The sequence below is a fragment of the Methanosarcina siciliae T4/M genome (genome assembly GCF_000970085.1).
Lineage (GTDB): Archaea > Halobacteriota > Methanosarcinia > Methanosarcinales > Methanosarcinaceae > Methanosarcina > Methanosarcina siciliae.
This window is the reverse complement of sequence record NZ_CP009506.1, coordinates 182041-200637: the sequence shown is the minus strand read 5'-3', so window position 1 is coordinate 200637 and position 18597 is coordinate 182041. Positions and strand designations below refer to the sequence as shown.

Annotated in this window: 12 protein-coding genes; 6 read left to right on the top strand and 6 right to left on the bottom strand. The window is 45.6% G+C overall.

The features are described 5' to 3' along the window. The first annotated feature begins 80 nt into the window (after positions 1-80). Positions 81-1208, top strand: coding sequence for an isocitrate/isopropylmalate dehydrogenase family protein (locus tag MSSIT_RS00930; protein ID WP_048169241.1), 1128 nt, complete (start codon positions 81-83; stop codon positions 1206-1208). A gap of 162 nt (positions 1209-1370) precedes the next feature. Then, the gene (locus MSSIT_RS00925) at positions 1371-1676 is read left to right on the top strand and encodes a DUF190 domain-containing protein (RefSeq protein ID WP_048169240.1); all 306 of its coding nucleotides are present in this window, start codon (positions 1371-1373) and stop codon (positions 1674-1676) included. Positions 1677-1900: 224 nt separating this feature from the next. Here the strand turns inward: MSSIT_RS00925 and MSSIT_RS00920 are convergent, their stop codons facing one another. Continuing rightward, positions 1901-2926: an amidohydrolase family protein gene (locus tag MSSIT_RS00920; RefSeq protein ID WP_197080318.1), complete on the bottom strand. Its 1026-nt coding sequence runs from the start codon at positions 2924-2926 to the stop codon at positions 1901-1903. Between the two features lie 349 nt (positions 2927-3275). Between MSSIT_RS00920 and MSSIT_RS00915 the strand changes: the two genes are divergently transcribed. Beyond that, positions 3276-4325: a class I SAM-dependent methyltransferase gene (locus tag MSSIT_RS00915; RefSeq protein WP_231590309.1), complete on the top strand. Its 1050-nt coding sequence runs from the start codon at positions 3276-3278 to the stop codon at positions 4323-4325. A gap of 223 nt (positions 4326-4548) precedes the next feature. On the opposite strand, the gene alaS is transcribed toward MSSIT_RS00915, so the two are convergent. Together alaS and MSSIT_RS00905 are read right to left on the bottom strand one after the other, a co-directional pair. Beyond that, positions 4549-7326: an alanine--tRNA ligase gene (gene alaS, locus MSSIT_RS00910; protein ID WP_048169238.1), complete on the bottom strand. Its 2778-nt coding sequence runs from the start codon at positions 7324-7326 to the stop codon at positions 4549-4551. 588 nt (positions 7327-7914) lie between these two features. Further along, a complete protein-coding gene (locus tag MSSIT_RS00905) occupies positions 7915-8175 on the bottom strand; it encodes a YhbY family RNA-binding protein (RefSeq protein WP_048169236.1) in 261 nt (86 codons plus the stop codon). Positions 8176-8665: 490 nt separating this feature from the next. On the opposite strand from MSSIT_RS00905, the gene MSSIT_RS00900 reads away from it, so the two are divergent. Next, a complete protein-coding gene (locus tag MSSIT_RS00900) occupies positions 8666-9463 on the top strand; it encodes a helix-turn-helix transcriptional regulator (RefSeq protein WP_048169235.1) in 798 nt (265 codons plus the stop codon). Positions 9464-9470: 7 nt separating this feature from the next. On the opposite strand, the gene MSSIT_RS00895 is transcribed toward MSSIT_RS00900, so the two are convergent. Both MSSIT_RS00895 and MSSIT_RS00890 read right to left on the bottom strand, forming a co-directional pair. Beyond that, positions 9471-10409 (bottom strand): SWIM zinc finger family protein, encoded by a 939-nt coding sequence (locus tag MSSIT_RS00895; protein ID WP_048169233.1) that lies wholly within the window; start codon positions 10407-10409, stop codon positions 9471-9473. 1 nt (position 10410) lies between these two features. Then, on the bottom strand, positions 10411-13671 hold the full coding sequence (locus tag MSSIT_RS00890; RefSeq protein WP_048169231.1) for a DEAD/DEAH box helicase: 3261 nt from the start codon (positions 13669-13671) through the stop codon (positions 10411-10413). A 226-nt stretch (positions 13672-13897) separates the two neighbouring features. On the opposite strand from MSSIT_RS00890, the gene MSSIT_RS21000 reads away from it, so the two are divergent. Further along, positions 13898-16405, top strand: coding sequence for a tetratricopeptide repeat protein (locus MSSIT_RS21000; protein ID WP_052721462.1), 2508 nt, complete (start codon positions 13898-13900; stop codon positions 16403-16405). Between the two features lie 139 nt (positions 16406-16544). On the opposite strand, the gene MSSIT_RS00880 is transcribed toward MSSIT_RS21000, so the two are convergent. Next, a complete protein-coding gene (locus MSSIT_RS00880; protein ID WP_048174399.1) occupies positions 16545-17084 on the bottom strand; it encodes a MogA/MoaB family molybdenum cofactor biosynthesis protein in 540 nt (179 codons plus the stop codon). A gap of 182 nt (positions 17085-17266) precedes the next feature. Here MSSIT_RS00880 and MSSIT_RS00875 point away from each other — a divergent pair, with 182 nt between their 5' ends. Further along, a complete protein-coding gene (locus MSSIT_RS00875; RefSeq protein WP_048169228.1) occupies positions 17267-18388 on the top strand; it encodes a DUF1786 domain-containing protein in 1122 nt (373 codons plus the stop codon). Positions 18389-18597: the final 209 nt, after the last annotated feature.

The window sequence follows — 18597 nt, the reverse complement described above, 5'->3', positions numbered from 1 at the left end:
TCCGGAGACAGTCCTGATCCACGTTTAACATCTCGCAGTAAGAAGGCATTTTTGCCTCTAAATTTGATAGGAGTATTAACATGACGCAGTATAAGGTTCCGGTCCTCCCCGGCGACGGGATAGGCCCAGAAATCATCGCCGAAGGCAAAAAAGTAATAGATGCCGCAGGCGAAAGATTCGGTTTTGATGTAGAATGGATTGAATACCCTCATGGAGCAGATCATTACCTGGAAACGGGAGAACTGATCTCAGAAGAGACCTTAAAGGAATTATCCGGCTACCCTGCCATTTACCTTGGCTCCATCGGAGACCCCAGGATTGCCCCCGGGGTTCTTGAAAAAGGAATCTTATTAACTGCACGCTTTTACTTTGACCAGTACATCAACCTTCGCCCGATAAAACTCCTCGAAGGAGTCTGGACCCCGATTAAGGACAAGACGGCAAAAGACATCGACTTTGTCGTGGTCAGGGAAAACACCGAAGACTTCTATATCGGGATTGGCGGCAGGGCAAAGAAAGGAGAGAGCAAAGACCTCCTTGAAGTAAAAAGAACCCTCTATTCTGCAAAATTCGGCCTGGACATTGAGACCGACAGCGAGGAAATAGGCTACCAGATAGGCCTGATCTCCAAAGAAGGCACAAAAAGAGTTATCGAATACGCCTTTGACCTTGCCGAAAACCGGAAGAAACACGTCTCATCGGTTGATAAGGCAAATGTCCTTTCCGATATCTACGGCTTCTGGAGAGAAGAGTTCAATGCAGTTGCCGCAGCCCACCAGGACGTCACCACGGACTTCAACTTCGTTGACGCCATCACAATGTGGTTTGTGAAAAACCCCGAGTGGTTCGATGTGGTCGTAACCCCGAACATGTTCGGAGACATCATCACCGACCTCGGAGCCATGATACAGGGCGGCCTCGGGCTTGCCCCCGGCGGAAACATCAACCCGAAAGGCACAAGCATGTTTGAGCCCATCCACGGTTCAGCCCCGAAATATAAGGGACAGAACAAGGTCAACCCGATTGCCACAATCTGGGCAGGCGCCATGCTCATAGAACAGCTCGGAGAAAAGGAAGCTGCTGACACCATAGTCAATGCAATCCAGAAAAACATCCTGGAAGGCAAGGTCAAAACCTACGACATGGGCGGCAAGAATACCACCTCGGATGTCGGCAACGACATTGCAAAGATTTTAAAGGGAGAATAATTCAAACCTCCCTCCATTATATTTTATTTAAAACTCACTGGCATAATGAACCTGAACATACAGGTTTCTTTTTTAGGATTCGGGGCCCTTTCTGATCAAATTTATATCCTGCCCCGGAAAATAAGGAATCAGCTTTTTCAAAAAATCACATGAGGTTTAACCATGCAATCCGTACTTCTCCGTATCTACCTGAAACAAAATACGACCTACCAGGACAAATCCGTCCATGAAGCAGTCCTCGAACTTTTACGCGATTCCGGCGTCAACGGTGCAACCCTGCTCAGAGGAATTGAAGGTTACGGAGCGGACGGAAAGATCCATACCCTGAAGATCCTGAACCTGAGCAATGACCTCCCGGTAGTTGTGGAGGCTGTTGACAGCGAAGAAAAAATCAGGGCTCTGGTTCCGAAGCTGAAAGAAATTGTAGGAAAAGAGCTAATGACGATGCAGACGGTGGAAGTTCTTTAAACCGGGAATTCGGATTTCAAACCAGAAAAGACTGAAACGCAATTATTTTCTCTTTTATTTCCATCGAATCAGCCGACTTCAGTTTTCGTGGAATTCAGTTCAGAGACGGAAATCAGAGACTTCAATGATCTTTAATCATATATCGAGTTAATAAAAATACATAAAAAATATAATTTAAAGTAACCATGAAAATTCATTAATGCCTAAAAAAACTAAACCCCGGGTCATTCAAACCATAATTTTTCCGCATTTTCCCACAGAAGTTTCTTTGCAACATCCGCAGGAAGCAATTTGATCAATTCGTTATACCTGGCCATGGTCTGTCCGAGTTTGTCAAAGTGCCCGCACAGGTCACTTCCAATCATGAACCTGGAAGAGTGTTTTTCTATAAGCTTCACCCATTTCTCTTTTGGGACCTTGGAGTTCTCCTTGCAGATGATGTCGTCGTACACAACCCAGGAGATGTCTACATGAAGATTGGGGTAGTTATCCAGTGTAAGGTCGATCATTTCCCAGTACTTTTTACCGGTAACTCGTCGGGAAGCCCCGCAGTGAGCCCAGACAATAGTTGTATCCGGATGGCTTTCCAGAACCCCCATCATTTCGTGCAGGTACTCGAAACGGTCGTGGGTCCCAACCGACGTACTGTTCTGATGGACGTTTACAGGAAGGCCTTTTTCAGCACAGAATTCGAAGACCTCGTATAGGGCAGGATGATTAACCCTTGCGGTTTCTTCGAGAGTTAGGTTTGTCAGGTCGTCGTGGCGCAGTAGCAATTCCCCGATTCCTTTCCATATGGGGAATTTTTTGAACATTTCCTCGATATAATAGATCGCGCATTTGTCTGTCGGGTTAAAGCCGCAGAGTGTAGGGGCGATTCTCTTTTGTTCGGCAGGAGAAAGCTGCATGTAATGCTCTGCCACAATCTGGTCAGCCAGGGCGTAGTAATAACATTTCGAATTGTCATCCAGATAGTACTGGGGCATGTCGGGTTCGAAAAATTCCCATTTTTTCTTTACCGGCAAGCCAAAAACCACGGTTCTTGCAATATTTGCATTATTCATTTCCCGAAGCAGTGCCTGCATGCCGTCAGTCCTCTGGAGAAAGTCTACGAAATGAAGATGCATATCGATTGGCCCTTTAGGGACTTCAGGTGAGGCTTTTGAAGCCTCTTCAGATTCTTCAGGCTCCCCGGATTTTTCTTTCAAAAACTCCGCCGGGAATTTTATCTGTGTTTCAGAAACTTCCATAATACGTTGCTCAAAAATCCGGCTGTAACTCATATTATCACCATTTTACTCTGCAACTTCCTTTTATCCCTATAACTTCTTTCGTTCAGGGCATATTTTTATCTTTCAGGATGTTTTTATCTCCATCATTATATAAGAATTTAATCTGTTCTCCATTGAGCCATGAATTATCCATCACCCACCTGCCTTGCTCCCTAATGTTACCTGAATCTACATACCCTGTATTCGAATATTCCAGGTTGAAACACCGGATTAAAAATACCTTATAGACTCCAATTCCAAAATAGTTAGTACTGCTTCCTGATTAGTCTCCAGTTGTCTTTAAATCCCAGAAACTTCCTAGTATCCCGTGATTGACGTGGCACGGAAAAAGCAATTTGAAAAACCCCTTCACGGGGATAAGGAAAGCGTGCGCTTTGCAACTCCTGAGCCTATTGCCCGCTACAGGGCACAGCGATTAAGATGCAAGACTCTTGCTGACATCAGCTGCGGGATAGGAGGGCAAACTGTTTTTTTTGCACAGCAGTGCGAGTTCGTATATGCAGTGGAAATTGATCCGAAGAAAATCGAGTATGCAAAACAGAACTGCGAAATGTACGGGCTTGACAATGTAGAATTCATCTGCGGGGACGCCCTTGACCCGGAGGTAATCGAGCAGATCCCGACAGTGGATGTGGTTTTTTCTGACCCCTTCCGCCCGGCAGAAGAGGACGAAAGGCACGTCTCAAGCCTTGAGCCGGGGATCCCGAATGTACTTTCAGCTTATGGGGAAAAGACAAAAAACTTCGCCTTCGAAGCCCCACCCCAGATGCCGCCTGAAAGGATTCCTTTTGATTGCGAAAAAGAGTATATCTCCCTGGACGGGCAGCTCAACCGCCTGACTCTCTACTTCGGCGGATTAAAACAGCATGACCGGCTTGCTGTGGCTCTTCCTGCAGGCGAAGGGCTGGTCTCAAAGAATCTGCCACTTCCGCAAATAAAGGAAACGGGAAAGATGAAACTCTGCGCTTACGAACCCGAACCCTCGGTTGTTGCAGCAGGGCTGCTTCCCGAACTTGTGGAATCCATGATGCAGATGGCAGGCCCGATTGTCGGGGCTTTCGAACTTTTCAGGGTTGACAAAAAGAGGCTTTTGCTGACCTCGGATGCCCTGATAAAACAATCCATGATCAAACATCACTATCTGGTCCTGAAGGTTTGTCCTTTTAAACCCCGCGAGATCAATAAGTTCCTGAAGGACGGGAACGTGGGAAGTGTCGTGCTCCGGGCAGGCATAAAACCCGAGGACTACTGGGAAGTTCGAAACGAAGTCGAAAAAGGACTTGAAGGGAAAAAGGCCATCCACCTCTTTGTAAAAGACAGGATAGCAATCCTCTGTGAAATGCTCTTTAAGGTGTGAAAGGTACAAAAAGTAAAAAATGCATAAAAAGGGTTAAAAAGAGCAAAAATAAAAAAAAGATAAAAGAATAGGAATTTAAAATCCGGTGATTGTTTTGGATTTTCAGGTTCAATCCTTTCATTGAGCTGTTTGTTGAATCGCTCCTGGTTTTACCCTGGGCCTGGGGGTCTGCCCAACTTTTCAGCTTTGCTCAAACTTCTCAGGCCAGGTTTTATGCAATATTTCAGGCTTCTTTGCAAGCCTCTTTTATGAGTTCAAGCCCTCTGGAAAGTGCATCCGGAATCTTTGTGGGGTCAGTTCCGCCGCCCATTGCAAGGGCAGGTTTTCCACCTCCGCCTCCGCCTACTATCTTTGACATCTCACGGACAAGGGTTCCGGCATTAATTCCGCATTCTATGGCTTTTTCTCCGACCGACGCCACAAGCTTGACGCCTTCAAGATCACTTGCAAGAAGGGTAACTACGTTTTCCTGTTTCAGGAGTTCTGTAGCTATCTTCTGGAGTTCAAGGGAATCGGCTCCTGAAATTTGTTCGGAAATAACCCTGAAACCTGCAAGCTCGGTAGCGCCCCCGAGCATCATGTAAACCCTGGACCGCGCAAGGTCTTCCTTGAGCCTTTCGTTTTCTTTTTTTAGGTCTTTCCATTCTCCGAAGAAACGCTCCACACTTACCGGGAGGTGTTCCGGAGGCACGCTCAGGGTCTTTGCAGAATCAACAAGAAGAGATTCCATTTTCTGCATGGCACGCACGGCTGCGATTCCGGCTGCAAACTCGACCCTTTCCACCCCGTCCTGAATCCTCTCGGTTTTAAGGATTTTAATGGGGCCGATAACACCCGTACTCAGGCAGTGGGTTCCGCCGCAAGCTTCCACGTCGTCTCCGACCTTTACAATCCTGATCTTCTCTCCTGGGGGCACTCCACCCTGATAGAGCCCGAAACCGTATACCTGCTCAGCTTCAATCCTCGGCATCCATTCCGTGACCACCCGTTTGTTTTCCATAACCGTCCGGTTTGCGAGAAGCTCAATCTGCTTCAGTTCTTCAGGGGAAATATGCTTGTAGTGGGAAAGGTCAAGCCTGGAGTGGTCTTCAAACTTCTGGGCTCCGGCCTGCCAGATGTGTTTTCCGAGGACCTTTCTGGCTGCATCGTTTACGATATGGGTTGCTGTGTGGTGCCTTGCAAGAGTCATCCTGCGCCTTTCATCGACCTTTCCGGTTATGATATCGCCTTTGGTGATCGCAGGTTCCCCTTCCGGGATGTCAACTATGTGTACGACTACGCCTTCATAGACCTGGACGTCAACTACCTTATATACAAGATCTCCAACAGTGATGGTCCCTATATCTGCAGGCTGCCCTCCGCCTTCCGCATAGAAGAAAGTGTTGTCCAGCACAATATGGTTGTCAAACACATCAAGGACAACTGCCTCGAACTCCAGACGGGTGGGTTCGTCATAGAAACAGCGTTTGGTTTTAGGGAGGTGCTTGAGCCTTTCTGCAAAAGGAATTACCTCTTCTTCCTTTTCTTCCGCCTTGTTATGCAGTTCTCCAATAATGGAATAGAAATTGTCAGGGAACTCCACACCTACCCCGATCTCGGCTGCAACTTCTTTTGCCATCTCAGGCGGGATCCCGTGTGAGTCGTAGAGTTCGGTTAACTGGGATAAAGGAATTTTTTCTTCGCTCTTCTTGAAATGGGACGCCGATTTCTGGATGATCCTGCGACCTCTCTCCATAGTAGCGTTGAACTTTTCCTCTTCGGATTCCAGAATGTCCTGAATGACAGGGAAGTTCATCCTGAACTCGGGGTACTCGGGCATGTTCCTTATGTGCATATCCACGATTTCGGTAAGGGGAATCCTGATATCAAGGTCTTTCATCATGCGCAGCGTCCTTCTAAGGACGAGGCGAGCCAGGTACCCTGCCTTGACATTGGAGGGAATGATTCCGTCCCCGAGCATGAAGGTGAGACAGCGAGTGTGGTCGGTGATAGCATAGACCTTTTCTACGGGTTCCATGATAGTCGAGAGTTTGTCCACGGTCATCCCGATGCTTGAAGCGACCTTTTTCCTGAGTTCTAACAGGTTTGCCTTTTCGCTGACATCCATAAACCCTGCGAGCCGGGCATTCTGCGCCAGGATGTTTGCATACTCGGTGTTATTCAGTTCATGTTCAAGCCCGGCAAGTCCCATGAGCTCGTTTACTATGCCGGGGAAAAGCGCATCATAAATCGTAGGGGAACCCTTGGAAGCCCAGACAAAACGCTCAAGACCATATCCGGTATCCACGATGTAGTTGTCCATCTTTGAATAGGGCTCGCCCTTGATCACTATGTCTCCTTTCTTATCGGCCTTCATATCCATGAAAACAAGGGTCGCAAGCTCAAGCCCATGCACGATGACCTCAACACAGGGACCGGCGTTGCCTCCGCCTGCCCAGGGCTCTTCTTTGTAGGTTACGGCGAATGGGTCTACCTTGAGAGAGTAAAAGAGCTCGTCGCAGAGTTCCAGGGTATGCTCCTTCCAGTAAATTTCATTGTCCCTTTTGTTGAAAGCATGGTGAGCCATCATTTCAAAATTGGTCAGATGGCGACCGCTCCTTCCTACAGAGTCCAGGTCGTTTAACCTGATGCAGGGCTGGGATATCGTTAGGGGGTTTGCAGGAGGAGGAACCTGCCCTGAAGTTACAAAAGGCTGGAAGTCTGCGATTGAAGCAATAGTCAGGTAAATGTCGTCTCTCCATCGGGCTACTACGGGATAGCGGTTAAGCCTTGTATGCCCTCTTGCTTCAAAGAAGGAAAGATAGTATTCGCGCATCTCTGAAATATTGAATTCCCTGGAAAAAACAGGGCTTCCAATAAAAGAATAGGGATCACAGGGCGCATCTCCGCACGTATTTCTTTCAGGGTCACGTGTCCAGAAGAATTTGCCACATTTCTGACACTGCTTCCGGACAAAACCGTTGTTTTTGAAAAAGTCAAGTTGATACTCATCTTCAAGCATGATAATCTCTCCGGATGGTGGGTGCCATCTGCCCAGCGTATATGAAAATAAAAAGAAAGCAGAAGTATCCCAGCTCAACCGTCTCAGGGGTTTCAGACACTTTAGTGCTTACATGATGATCTTAATACGTTTATTCGTTAATTTTTACATACAGAGGTGAAAAACAACCTCATAAAGTGAGATACTGTGGGCCTGTATACGAATAAACTTCTACAGCTAAACTTCTACAGCTAAACTTCTACAGCTAATTTTTTTCGATATTTTACAGCCAGTTGTTTTTCGTTATAAGTATTTACATAATACTGAAGAGATATATAATAATGTCACATAATAATGTGTATTTAAACAGGCCCACACATACAAACCTTAACTATTACAGGCACTTCTACAGAAAAACTTTGTTCTTCATTATTAAAGATAAAAAATGTTTTTGTTGCTGGAAAGGAACCTTCACCCGTAAAATAGCCCGAAACAATGAGATTTCAGGGAGAAGGTTAAAGGAGGAGTACTTCAGCCTCCAACCAAATGACACTGAAAAGTACCGAGAATCAAGCACCTTTTAAAAAGTACGCCTGCTCCCAAATATCATTACCTGTACAGCACAACTGTCCTGCCGCGTACGTCAATTATTGTGGACCTTGTAGCCTTGGCAAGCTCTTCTGCGATAGTTTTCAGATCTTGTCCTTCCTCTGCACTCTTGAGAACCTTGACCTTTACAAGCCTATTAGCTTTTATCTGTTTGTTCAGTTCTTCGACCAAAGTCTCAGTGACCCCATTCTTTCCAATATTAAGAATAGGACTTATCTTGCTTGCATCGGATTTCAGCTGGTATAGTTTTTCTTTCTCCATTGCCTTTCCTCACATCGCTAATAATAAAACTCGCCTACCAGTTATAAAAAGCTCACATCATCAATATGATAACATCATCAATATGATAACATCATCAATATGATAACATCATCAATATGATAACATCATCAATATGATAACATCATCAATATGATAAGAAATGCACAACATCGATGAAATAATTCCTTCTACCTTGAAGCTAGTTTACCCTTTGAGTATGATTTCACCCATTCTCACCAGCATCTATATCAAAGTTTCCCGACTAACCCTATTTCAGGTACAGTTGATTTCCAGAATAATTAATTAGTTTTACCCTGATCCGGGCTTTTTGTATTTACAGATACAGATGCCGAACCTGAAAAGGAATTCCAAATAATTTCGACATCTTTATTATCGGCTTGCTACTCAATAAACTATAGAGATCCTAAACTATAGAGATCCTAAACCGGAAATAAAACCCCTCTCTTTCACCTCCGGATGGCGACCGTAAATGAACACTAATTTGCTTGATTTGATCCTTTTTTCAGAGAAGAGGAAAGCTTTTCTCCTGCTCCTGAAAGAGGGACCGAAGAATACCCAGGAAATTCTTGATAGGCTTCAGGTTCCAAGAACCTCTCTTCTCCCCCAGATAAAGAAGCTGAAAGAACAGAACCTCGTAATCCACGAAGAAGGCATGTACAGCCTCAGCCTGATAGGGGAGATCATTATAGAGAAGATGCAGCCTCTTCTTGATACCCTGGAGGTTTTTGAGAAAAATGAGGATTACTGGGCTGACAGAAAACTCACACCCATTCCCCCTCATCTTATGAAACGGATAAGCGAACTTGGGGATTATTACCTGATAGAACCGGACCTGAGCCATACTTTTGATCTTAGTCCGGAATTCGTAAAACATACTTCGAACTCAAGCCGTATCCACATGTTTGTCTCTTATTTTCATCCCCAATTCCCCATCTTCTTCCTGAATCTTGCCAGAAGAGGCACTGAGGTCTCCCTCGTCCTGAGCGAATCTGTGTACTTACGGTTTGTGGAGGACTTCAAAAAAGAAGGAGGTGAGTTTCTCAGAATGAAGAATACAAGTATCTTTATTCTCGACAAAGAAGACGTGGAGATCCCTGCAGTTGTTGAATCTTCCGATAAAATAATGATTCTTGGACTGTTTAATGAAAGTGGACGGTTTGACCGTCAGTATATAATGAGCTTCGAACCCGGGGCAATAGAATGGGGAAAAGACCTGTTCGAATACTTAAAAAGTATGAGCAAAGAGATAAAAATTAAAGAAAAATGAAAGGCATTTACTTACGTTCCCCAAGGAAAATTAGCACCCCTGCTGGTGAAGCTTTTTTGTAGATTTCCTCCAGTACTTCAAGCAGGTCTTCTTCACCGCACCAGAGCGGAAATTTTCCAAGTCTTTTTGGAAGGGAGGCCGGAACCTGCGGGATGTGGGCCTCAAAGGAGGAGATTTTTTCCTCCCCCGGGCTTTCATAAGGCATCCCCCAGAAAGCTTCGGGGTCAAGGGGCAGAGGTTCGGGGGAAACAGGAGAGACCTCAGCTTCGAGTGCAGTTCCGGTTTTATCATCGGCATTTTCTGAAAGCACCCCTGCTTCTGCTATCCTGTCTATGGTTTCCGGAACAAAACCCTTCCCAAGAATGGACATAAAATCGTCCATGTCAACGCCCCTTAGCTTAAAGATAAGAAAGGGGTCCCTATCAAATTCTTCCCCGAGCAGGTAATAGACAGCTGCAATATGCTTGCAGGGGTTTGACCAGTCAGGGCAGGAGCAGTCGGTTTCAAGGTCGTCGAGCGTTTCAGGGAAGAGGGAAAGGCCCAGTTCCTTAAATGCAGAGTCGATATCTTCCGGCATCCCACCTGCGAGGAGCTTTGCCGCAAAGATCGGTTTCAGGGCAAGCTTTTCTGCAAGGAGTTCCCATTCGGAACCTGTAAGGGTCCGGACTTTGATCGTTACCGAATAGGGTTTAGGGTCCGAACCCTGGACTTTAGCCCTTACAAGTCCGGTCTCTATTTTTATAGAGGTTACCTGGCCTTTACGAGCATAGCTTTTTCCGCGGCTTAACCTGGCTCCTATATTAAAGCTTTCAAGGGTTTTGATCCAGCGTTTTGCCCACCAGCTCCGGGCAAAACTTCCACGTTTGGACTTTGCCTTGATGCCTCCTTTGACCTCAATTGGTTTTGTTGGCTCATAATTCTCATAGCCGTCCCAGTAAGCTGCCATTTTATTCACCTACCGCCTCTTCTCGAAGAGCAAGAATATCCTTCAGTTCCTCGTTGGAAAGTTCCGTCAGCCAACCTTCCCCGGTCCCGACAACGTTCTCTGCGACCTGAACTTTGCGCTCGATAATCTCGTCGATTCTTTCTTCAAGCGTGCCCGCACAGATGAACTTATGCACCTCAACGTTTTTCGTCTGGCCTATACGGAACGCTCTGTCCGTAGCCTGGTTTTCAACAGCCGGATTCCACCAGCGATCGAAGTGAAAAACGTGGTTTGCTCCTGTAAGGTTAAGCCCCGTGCCTCCGGCTTTAAGGGAGAGGACAAAGATAGGGAGGTATTCTTTTCCCTCCTGGAAGCGCTCAAGCATCCGATCCCTCTGCTTTCTGGGGACTCCCCCGTGCAGGAAAAGGACTTCACAGCCGAAGCTTGCCTGCAGGTGTTCTTTTAGCATTTTTCCCATCTCCGCAAACTGGGTGAAAACAAGGGCTTTTTCCCCGTTTTCCAGGACTACGTCCAGCATTTCGGTAAGCCTTGCAAGTTTTCCTGACCTTCCGGATACAGTGGAGTTATCCTTCAAAAACTGAGCCGGGTGGTTGCAGACCTGCTTGAGCCTTGTAAGGGCAGACAGGATTATACCTTTTCTCCGGATGCCTTCTTCAGCCTCTTCCATCGCCTCTTCGATGTCTTCGAGGACTGCGGCATAGAGGGAGGCCTGTTCTTTTGTCAGCGTACAATAGGTCTTCATTTCCATTTTTTCCGGCAGGTCGGAGATAATCGAAGTATCGGTCTTCAGACGGCGCAGGATAAAGGGACCTGTAATTTCTTTTAACCTACTTGCAGCTTCCTGATCCCTTTCGGCCTGAATGGGAATAAAGAAATTCCGCTTGAAACCTGCCTGGCTGCCAAGGAAGCCGGGATTTAAAAATTCCATTATGGACCAGAGATCCCCCACGTTGTTTTCAACCGGAGTCCCCGTAAGAGCTATGCGGTAATCAGCTTCAAGAGCCCGGGCGGCTTTTGCCTGTTTAGTTTCCGGGTTTTTGATATTCTGGGCTTCATCAAGTATCACTCCGGCCCAGGAGACCCCTTTTAAAAACTTAAGATCCCGCTGCAAAAGCCCGTAGCTTGAGATAACAATAGCATGATTTATGGCTTCCTTTTTGAATTCTTCTTCTTTTTTCCGGCTGGTCCCGTGGTGGACCATTACCGAAAGTCCCGGGGTAAAGCGGGCCGCCTCTTTTTTCCAGTTGTTGATGACAGAAGTCGGGCAGACCAGAAGAACCGGTTTTGCAGCTTTAAGTCCGTCAACTTTTTCTTCAGCAATTTCTTTAGCAATTTCTTCAACTTTTTCTTCAACCTGATCAACCTGATCTTTAACCTGTTCCAGGTCGTGCTGGATAAGAGCAAGGGTCTGGACGGTTTTACCAAGCCCCATGTCGTCTGCAAGGCAGGCTCCTATGCCCCACTGCCTCAGGAAAGCCAGCCAGGAATAACCTCTGAACTGGTAGGGCCGGAGGGCACCTGAAAAACCGTCAGGAGCCGGGAGTTCTTCAAATCCGGTTTTGTCCTTCAGGCGACGGATTAATTCTTCTATCCAGCCGGTAGCATTGAGCCCTTCAACGTCCACACCATCGGTTTTTTCGGAAACTCCAACTGCCAGTTTTAAAACTTCACGCAGACTTGCTTCCCCGTTGGGAGTTTTCTTCCAGAACTCAAGGGCAGCCCGGATTTCCGCATCGTTTACCTCGACCCATTGTCCGCGGAACTTCACAAGCGGAGCTTTGAGCTTTGCAAGAGACTGAAGTTCCCTGATCGTGAGTGCACGATCTCCAAGGGCGATTTCCCAGTCAAAGCTGACGATTTTATCGAGGGTTAGCCCGTATCCGGCCTGTAACTTCTTTTTGCCCTTAACCTTAGCCTGGGCTTTTAAACTAGTTTTTGTACCTTTACGAGTCCACCAACCGGGAAGAAGCAGCCCGAAACCCGCCTGGCTTAAATTCGCTGCACTTTCAGTCAGGAAGCGGTAAGCCTCTTTCGTATCAAGGGAATATCCGGATGGGTTGGGAGATTCAAGACTGGAAGCAATTCCTGCACTGATGCCGGCAGCCTGCCCGAGGGAAGATAACAGAAATTGGCGAATGTTTTTCACATCATATCGTTTCAACGGGCTGCCCTTTTTTGGCTTCCACGCCTCTTTTACAGGAATAAGAAGGCTCGGATCTTCATAGGACTGAAGCATGTAGCGGACATACCAGAGTTCTTCAGGAACTTCTATGTCAGCTATCCCTTTCCCACCTTTTTCAGTATCAATTTTTCCGGCTTCGGTTTCTTCGGTTTCTTCGGTTCCTTCTTCCATAGCCGGTTCTTCTAGCCTGAAACAGAACCTGAAGGGGGAAGTTGTAAGTACAGTAAGGGGGCGCTGCCATTCACGGGCTCGAACCGCAAGCTGCAGGAGTTCATTTTCTTCTCCGTAGATCAGCCCGTCAGAGCTTTTAAGAGCAGAAACCCAGGCATCATGGACGCTATCAAAGGATTTTCTTTTGCGCGTCCCTTTTGCAAGCTCTTTTTCCCCTATCTCGGATCGGACTATCCAGTCAAGAGACTCTTCGATAAACTGCCTTGCCACTACAGCAGCAGGCATTTCCGGCGGCACGGAAGAGGCTTCAGGAGCAAGAGCCTTTGCAGCCGGAGGCATTTGCTTTGCAAGTTTTGCCAGCTCTCCCGCATCTTCTCCGGAAAATACGGGTTCCCAGAAAGCCCTGTACTCTCCCTCCCCGCCCCTGACGCCAGGCAGGTATTTCTGGCCTGCTACCAGCGAGCCTGCAAATTTCAGGGCATCCGCCCACCAGAGAAGGTCATTTCCCGAGATTATGCCGGGAGCAAGAACCTTTTTTCCCATACAGGCACAGAGGAGAACAACAGCTTCTTCAGCTTCCAGGGGATATGCATGAACAGTCCAGGGAGCAAAGGCAGGTTCTGCTTTCGAAGCAGGAGTTTCAGCAACGAGAGGACTGGAAGGGATTGGATTCCAGCCTGCTGTAGGGACCCAGACATTGATTTCCTCTGCCTTTTTCCGGCCAGTACTGCCTAGCAGCAGCTCAAGGGCAGAAGACAGGTTTTCAACGCCTGAATCGTAAGGGTAAGGTTTCGCAACCGGCTTCTTAGGCTTTCTCCCGCGCCGGACAGGCGGAGTTTCATTTTCAGCCGGGCTTTCACCCCATAAGAAGAACTGTTTTCCGACTCTTCCTGCATGAAGAATTATCATATATTTGTATAAAGAAGGAAGATATATTAAAAATGATAGGGGAAAGCTGTTTCAAAGATTTGATTTTACAATGGTGCTCCGGCAAATTTTCGGCTTATTATTAATGCGCCTCTTTTTGTCTGATTTTTGAAATTGAAAGATTTCAGTAGTGTAATATAGGGAAAGTTGAAAAATGCTTTAATTGGTTGGAAAAAGCTAACTAAGAACTTATTTTCAGAGGAATTGGGTGTCGGTTTGTCCTACAAATTTTAATGAAAAAGTAGAATGTCCATTCGTTGACAGGAAAGAGTTCATTGAAGCTTTTGAAAAGGCCTTCAATAACATCGACCAACAGAACTACAGTATCCTGGTCTACTATGGCGTTGCCGGGATTGGAAAAACCAGTCTTAGAAAGGAACTTCCAACCTTGCTTGAAAAACACAATGAATCGGACCTGCACACAAGAGTTATATGGACTTCAATAGACTTCGCCACCGAACAATACAGGCAGCCTTATAAGTTCCTCGAAGTTCTTTCTAGCCAGCTGCACCAGAAATACAACATCAAATTCAACTCTTTTGACATTGCCCTTGCCACCTACTGGAAAAAAATCAATCCACATAATCCCCTGGTAAAAGAAAACTACTCTGAAGGCAGCATTGTTCGTGATGTTCTGGACGTCTGCGACGAATTTGTTCCTGTAAATCTGATACCAAACGTGTATAACCTTGCAAAAAGTTTACCAGAACATTATCAGAAATGGGTTCTAAAACGCAAGGAAGATATTTCCGGACTTCAGAATCTTGAACCTGCAGAGATATACGAACGATTACCTGTTTATTTGGCCCACGACCTTGCTGACCGCCTGCAGAACACTTCAGAATTCGCAGTTATTTTCATAGACACTTACGAAGCTCTCTGGGAAAAAGAAAGAGATAAAGGAAGTTTCAATTCCAGGGACGGATGGCTCAGAAAACTTATTGAAAACATACAAAAATCCTGTCTTTGGGTAATCTGTGGAAAAGAATCCCTTTGCTGGGAAGAAGTGGATGAGGACTGGAAAAATTACCTTGACCAGCGTAAAATTGGAAAACTTCCAGAAAAAGATGCTCTCGATCTGTTGAAACAGTGCGGAATCACTGAAGAGGATATCCAGAACGTACTCATTGAAAGCAGTGAAGGCGTACCTTACTATCTTGAACTCTCTATCGATATCTACAGAAAAATAAAGAAGAAAAAGCAGCCCACTCCAGGAAACTTCGCAAAAGTTCCGGAAGGTATTTTCTGCAGGTTTGTCAAATATCTTGACAGGGAAGAAAAAGAAACACTGAAAATCTTATCGGTTCCCAGATACTGGAACCGTGAATTATTCAAAATCCTAGTCGAGAAATTTAATACTGGATATCCTGCAACCAGTTTTTCAGAACTGCATAGCTTCTCTTTTATGGAAGTTGACGAGAAAGGAAAATGTTCCATGCACCAGCTTATGAGAAAAAGCCTGCAGGATTACCAAGATCAAGATTTGAAAAAAGAAGTCCATAATTTTATGCTTGACTTTTACAGTAATCAACTGAAAGATCTCGATATCAAAGCAATCACCCCAGAACACGAAACCGCTTTAACTGAAGCCTTCTACCACGCAAAAGAAGCACTTGAAGCAGAAGAATTTTACGAATGGTTTGTTTTTGTATCATATCCATTTTACAGAGCAGCATTCTGGCAATTAATTACCCCTCTGTATGAAGAAACGCTGCAAATTCTTGAAATAGAACTTGGACCTGAACACCTAGATATTGCAATAACACTGGACAATCTAGCAGGACTCTATGAAAGTTTGGGAGATTATGAAAAAGCTCTCCTACTTTGCCAAAGGGCACTTGAAATTTATGGGAAGGTACTAGGACCTGAACACACAGATGTTGCGATAAACCTAAACAATCTAGCATTACTCTATAGTCATATAGGAGATTACGAAAAAGCCCTGCCACTTTTTCAAAGGGCACTTGAAATTAGTGAGGAGAAGCAAGGATCTGAACATCCAGATGATCCCTTCTACCGAGCAGCAGTTATTGCAACAACACTAGACAATCTAGCAGGACTCTATTATCAGATGGGAGATTATGAAAAAGCGCTCCTACTTTGCCAAAGGGCACTTGAAATTTATGAGAAAATGCAGGGACCTAGACATCTGGATGTTGCAGTAACACTAAACAACCTCGCAGAACTCTATTATCAAATGGAAGATTACGAAAAAGCATTACCACTTTATCAAAGGGCACTTAAAATTCGTGAAAATACGTTGGATCTAAAACACCCAAATGTTGCAATAGCCTTAAACAATCTAGCAGGACTCTATTATCAGATGGGAGAGTACGAAGAAGCACTACCACTTTATCAAAGAGCACTTAAAATTCGTGAAAATACGTTGGATCTAAAACACCCAGATGTTGCAAACTCACTAAATAATATCGCATCACTCTATCGTCAAATGGGGGACTACGGGAAAGCACTCCTATCATACCAAAGAGCACTTGACATTAGTAAAAAGGCGCTGGGTCCGCAACACCCAAATGTTGCAATAACTCTGAACAACATTGCAATTCTTTATTGTTATATCGAAAAATATGAAGAAGCTTTGCCCTTGTTTGAACGCTCTCTTAAAATATTTAATCTTAAACTTGGATCTTCTCATCCATACTTCAAGAAAACTGAAAAGAGTATAGAGTTTCTTAAGGCTAAAATGAAAGAAAAATGAAACTCAATTCACAGTACGTTTTATACTTGGATGCAGAAATTGATTTTGAATTTGCTTTATGGAAAAGCCATTCGCTAAGCAACCTCACTCTCATCCAAGCCTACATATATTAAAAAACTCATCTACCAAAATATCAGAATTATTCCTTCACATGCTTTACAACGTGCCCGGCTTCAGGAATAATAATCTCAGAAAGGGCAAGCTTCACCGCATTCGGAGACCCCGGCAGGCAGAATACAGCCTTTCCTTTTATTACACCGGCCGCCGCCCTGGTAAGGATTACCGATGTCCCTATATCTTCAAGGCTTTTGTACCTGAAAAGTTCCCCAAAGCCTGGGATTTCCTTCTCAAAAAGAGGAGTTACGGACTCTATAGTAAGGTCTTTCGGGGCAAGCCCTGTGCCTCCGCTTGTTATAACAATATCCGCAGAGCTGTCAAGCGCGGCAGAAATGGCATCCAGAAGTACATTATTTTCATCAGGCACAAGCCTGTAGAAAGAGACATTGTTGCCTGCAGCCTCAAGAAGTTCTTTCATAGCTTTTCCCGAAAGGTCTTCAGCCTCGTCGGGAGAAACTGAATCCCCATACTTTTCGTACCTTGAGGTCGAAACCGTAATTAAAGCGAAAGAAAAAGATTTTTTAGCGTTTTTTTTGTGAATTTCCGGTGTAGATTCTATCATGAAAACGGCACTCTCCATAAGATTCAGATATATCCAGATTATTTTTCTCTTCTGGGTATCCGGTTCAGTTTCAACGTTGATTTTGATATTATAATTTTCAATTATGCTTATTTTTCCTCTTTATCCTTCAAGCTTACTTGCCTGCCCATATTTTAATAACTTATCAACCCAATGCTCAGGTTATGCATATATTAGCAGCGGATATAGGTACAGGTACGCAGGATATCCTGCTCTTTGACTCGGCAAAAGAAGTTGAAAACAGCCTGATAATGGTCATGCCCGCCCCCACACAGGTTACTGCGGAAAGAGTGCGGAGAGTGACAAAGGCAGGAAAGGCGCTTGTACTTACCGGGACCATAATGGGAGGAGGGCCCTCGGCATGGGCTGTCCGTGCTCACTTAAAAGCAGGGCTCCCTGTATATGCCACGGAAGACGCTGCCCTGACCATTCATGACAACCTTGAGCGAGTGAAGGCTTTTGGAGTCCGGATTGTCTCAAAGGAAGAGGCAAAGAAACTTGCAGGATCGGGGGAAGCGCTGGAGGTTGTTATGCAGGACTTTGACCCCTGCGCCGCTTCCTGCGCACTCTCAAATTTTGAGGTCAGGATGCCGGAAAATTATGCAGTTGCGGTGCAGGACCACGGAAACGCCCCGGATAAGAGCAACAGGGTCTACAGGTTCGAACTTCTAAAGGAACTTATCGAGAATGGGGGAAAGCTCGAAAACTTTGTGTTCCTGCCCGAAGAAATCCCTCAGGCTTTTACCCGCATGAAAGCCCAGGCGGATTCGCTTCTTAAATCCACGACTGTCCTCAAGACACGGGCAGTTTTCATGGACACGGGACCTGCAGCCGTATTCGGGGCTCTTGTTGATCCTGCAGCTGTCCAGCCTGCAATCGTTGTCAATATAGGAAACGGGCATACGCTCGGGGCACTTGTGAATGAAAACAGGATCACAGCCATTTTCGAACACCACAGTTCCCTCATGGACCCGGAAAAGCTCCAGGACTATATTATCCGGCTTGCCGACGGGGTCCTTGGCTTTGAGGAAGTCTTTGATGACGGAGGGCATGGGGCTTATATAAAGGAAGCCTGCGGCTTTGAACAGGTGCACTCAATAATGGTTACAGGCCCGAAGAGGGAGATGCTTGAAAAGCTCCAGGACTTGGAAATCAGGCAGGAAATTTCAAAAAAACTGCATTTTGCCGCACCTTTCGGGAGCATGATGCTTTCAGGCTGCTTCGGGCTTCTTGCAGGATTTTTAGAGAAATACCCGGAACCATCAATAAAACTTATAAACCACTAAGTAGTAGGGGGTAAGTCACCTAAGCCCGGGATATATAAAAATTCAGGAACTGTAGAGTTTCAGATACGAAATTCCCTATCAGAGAACCCGGGGACACCGAAGTTTCCTGCCGGAACCCGTGAGGGAAGATTTACAGATAAATGTAAATACAGGCAGGTATCTCTATATGCACATATCTCCATACTCAACGGTTTGCCAGACAGTTTTTT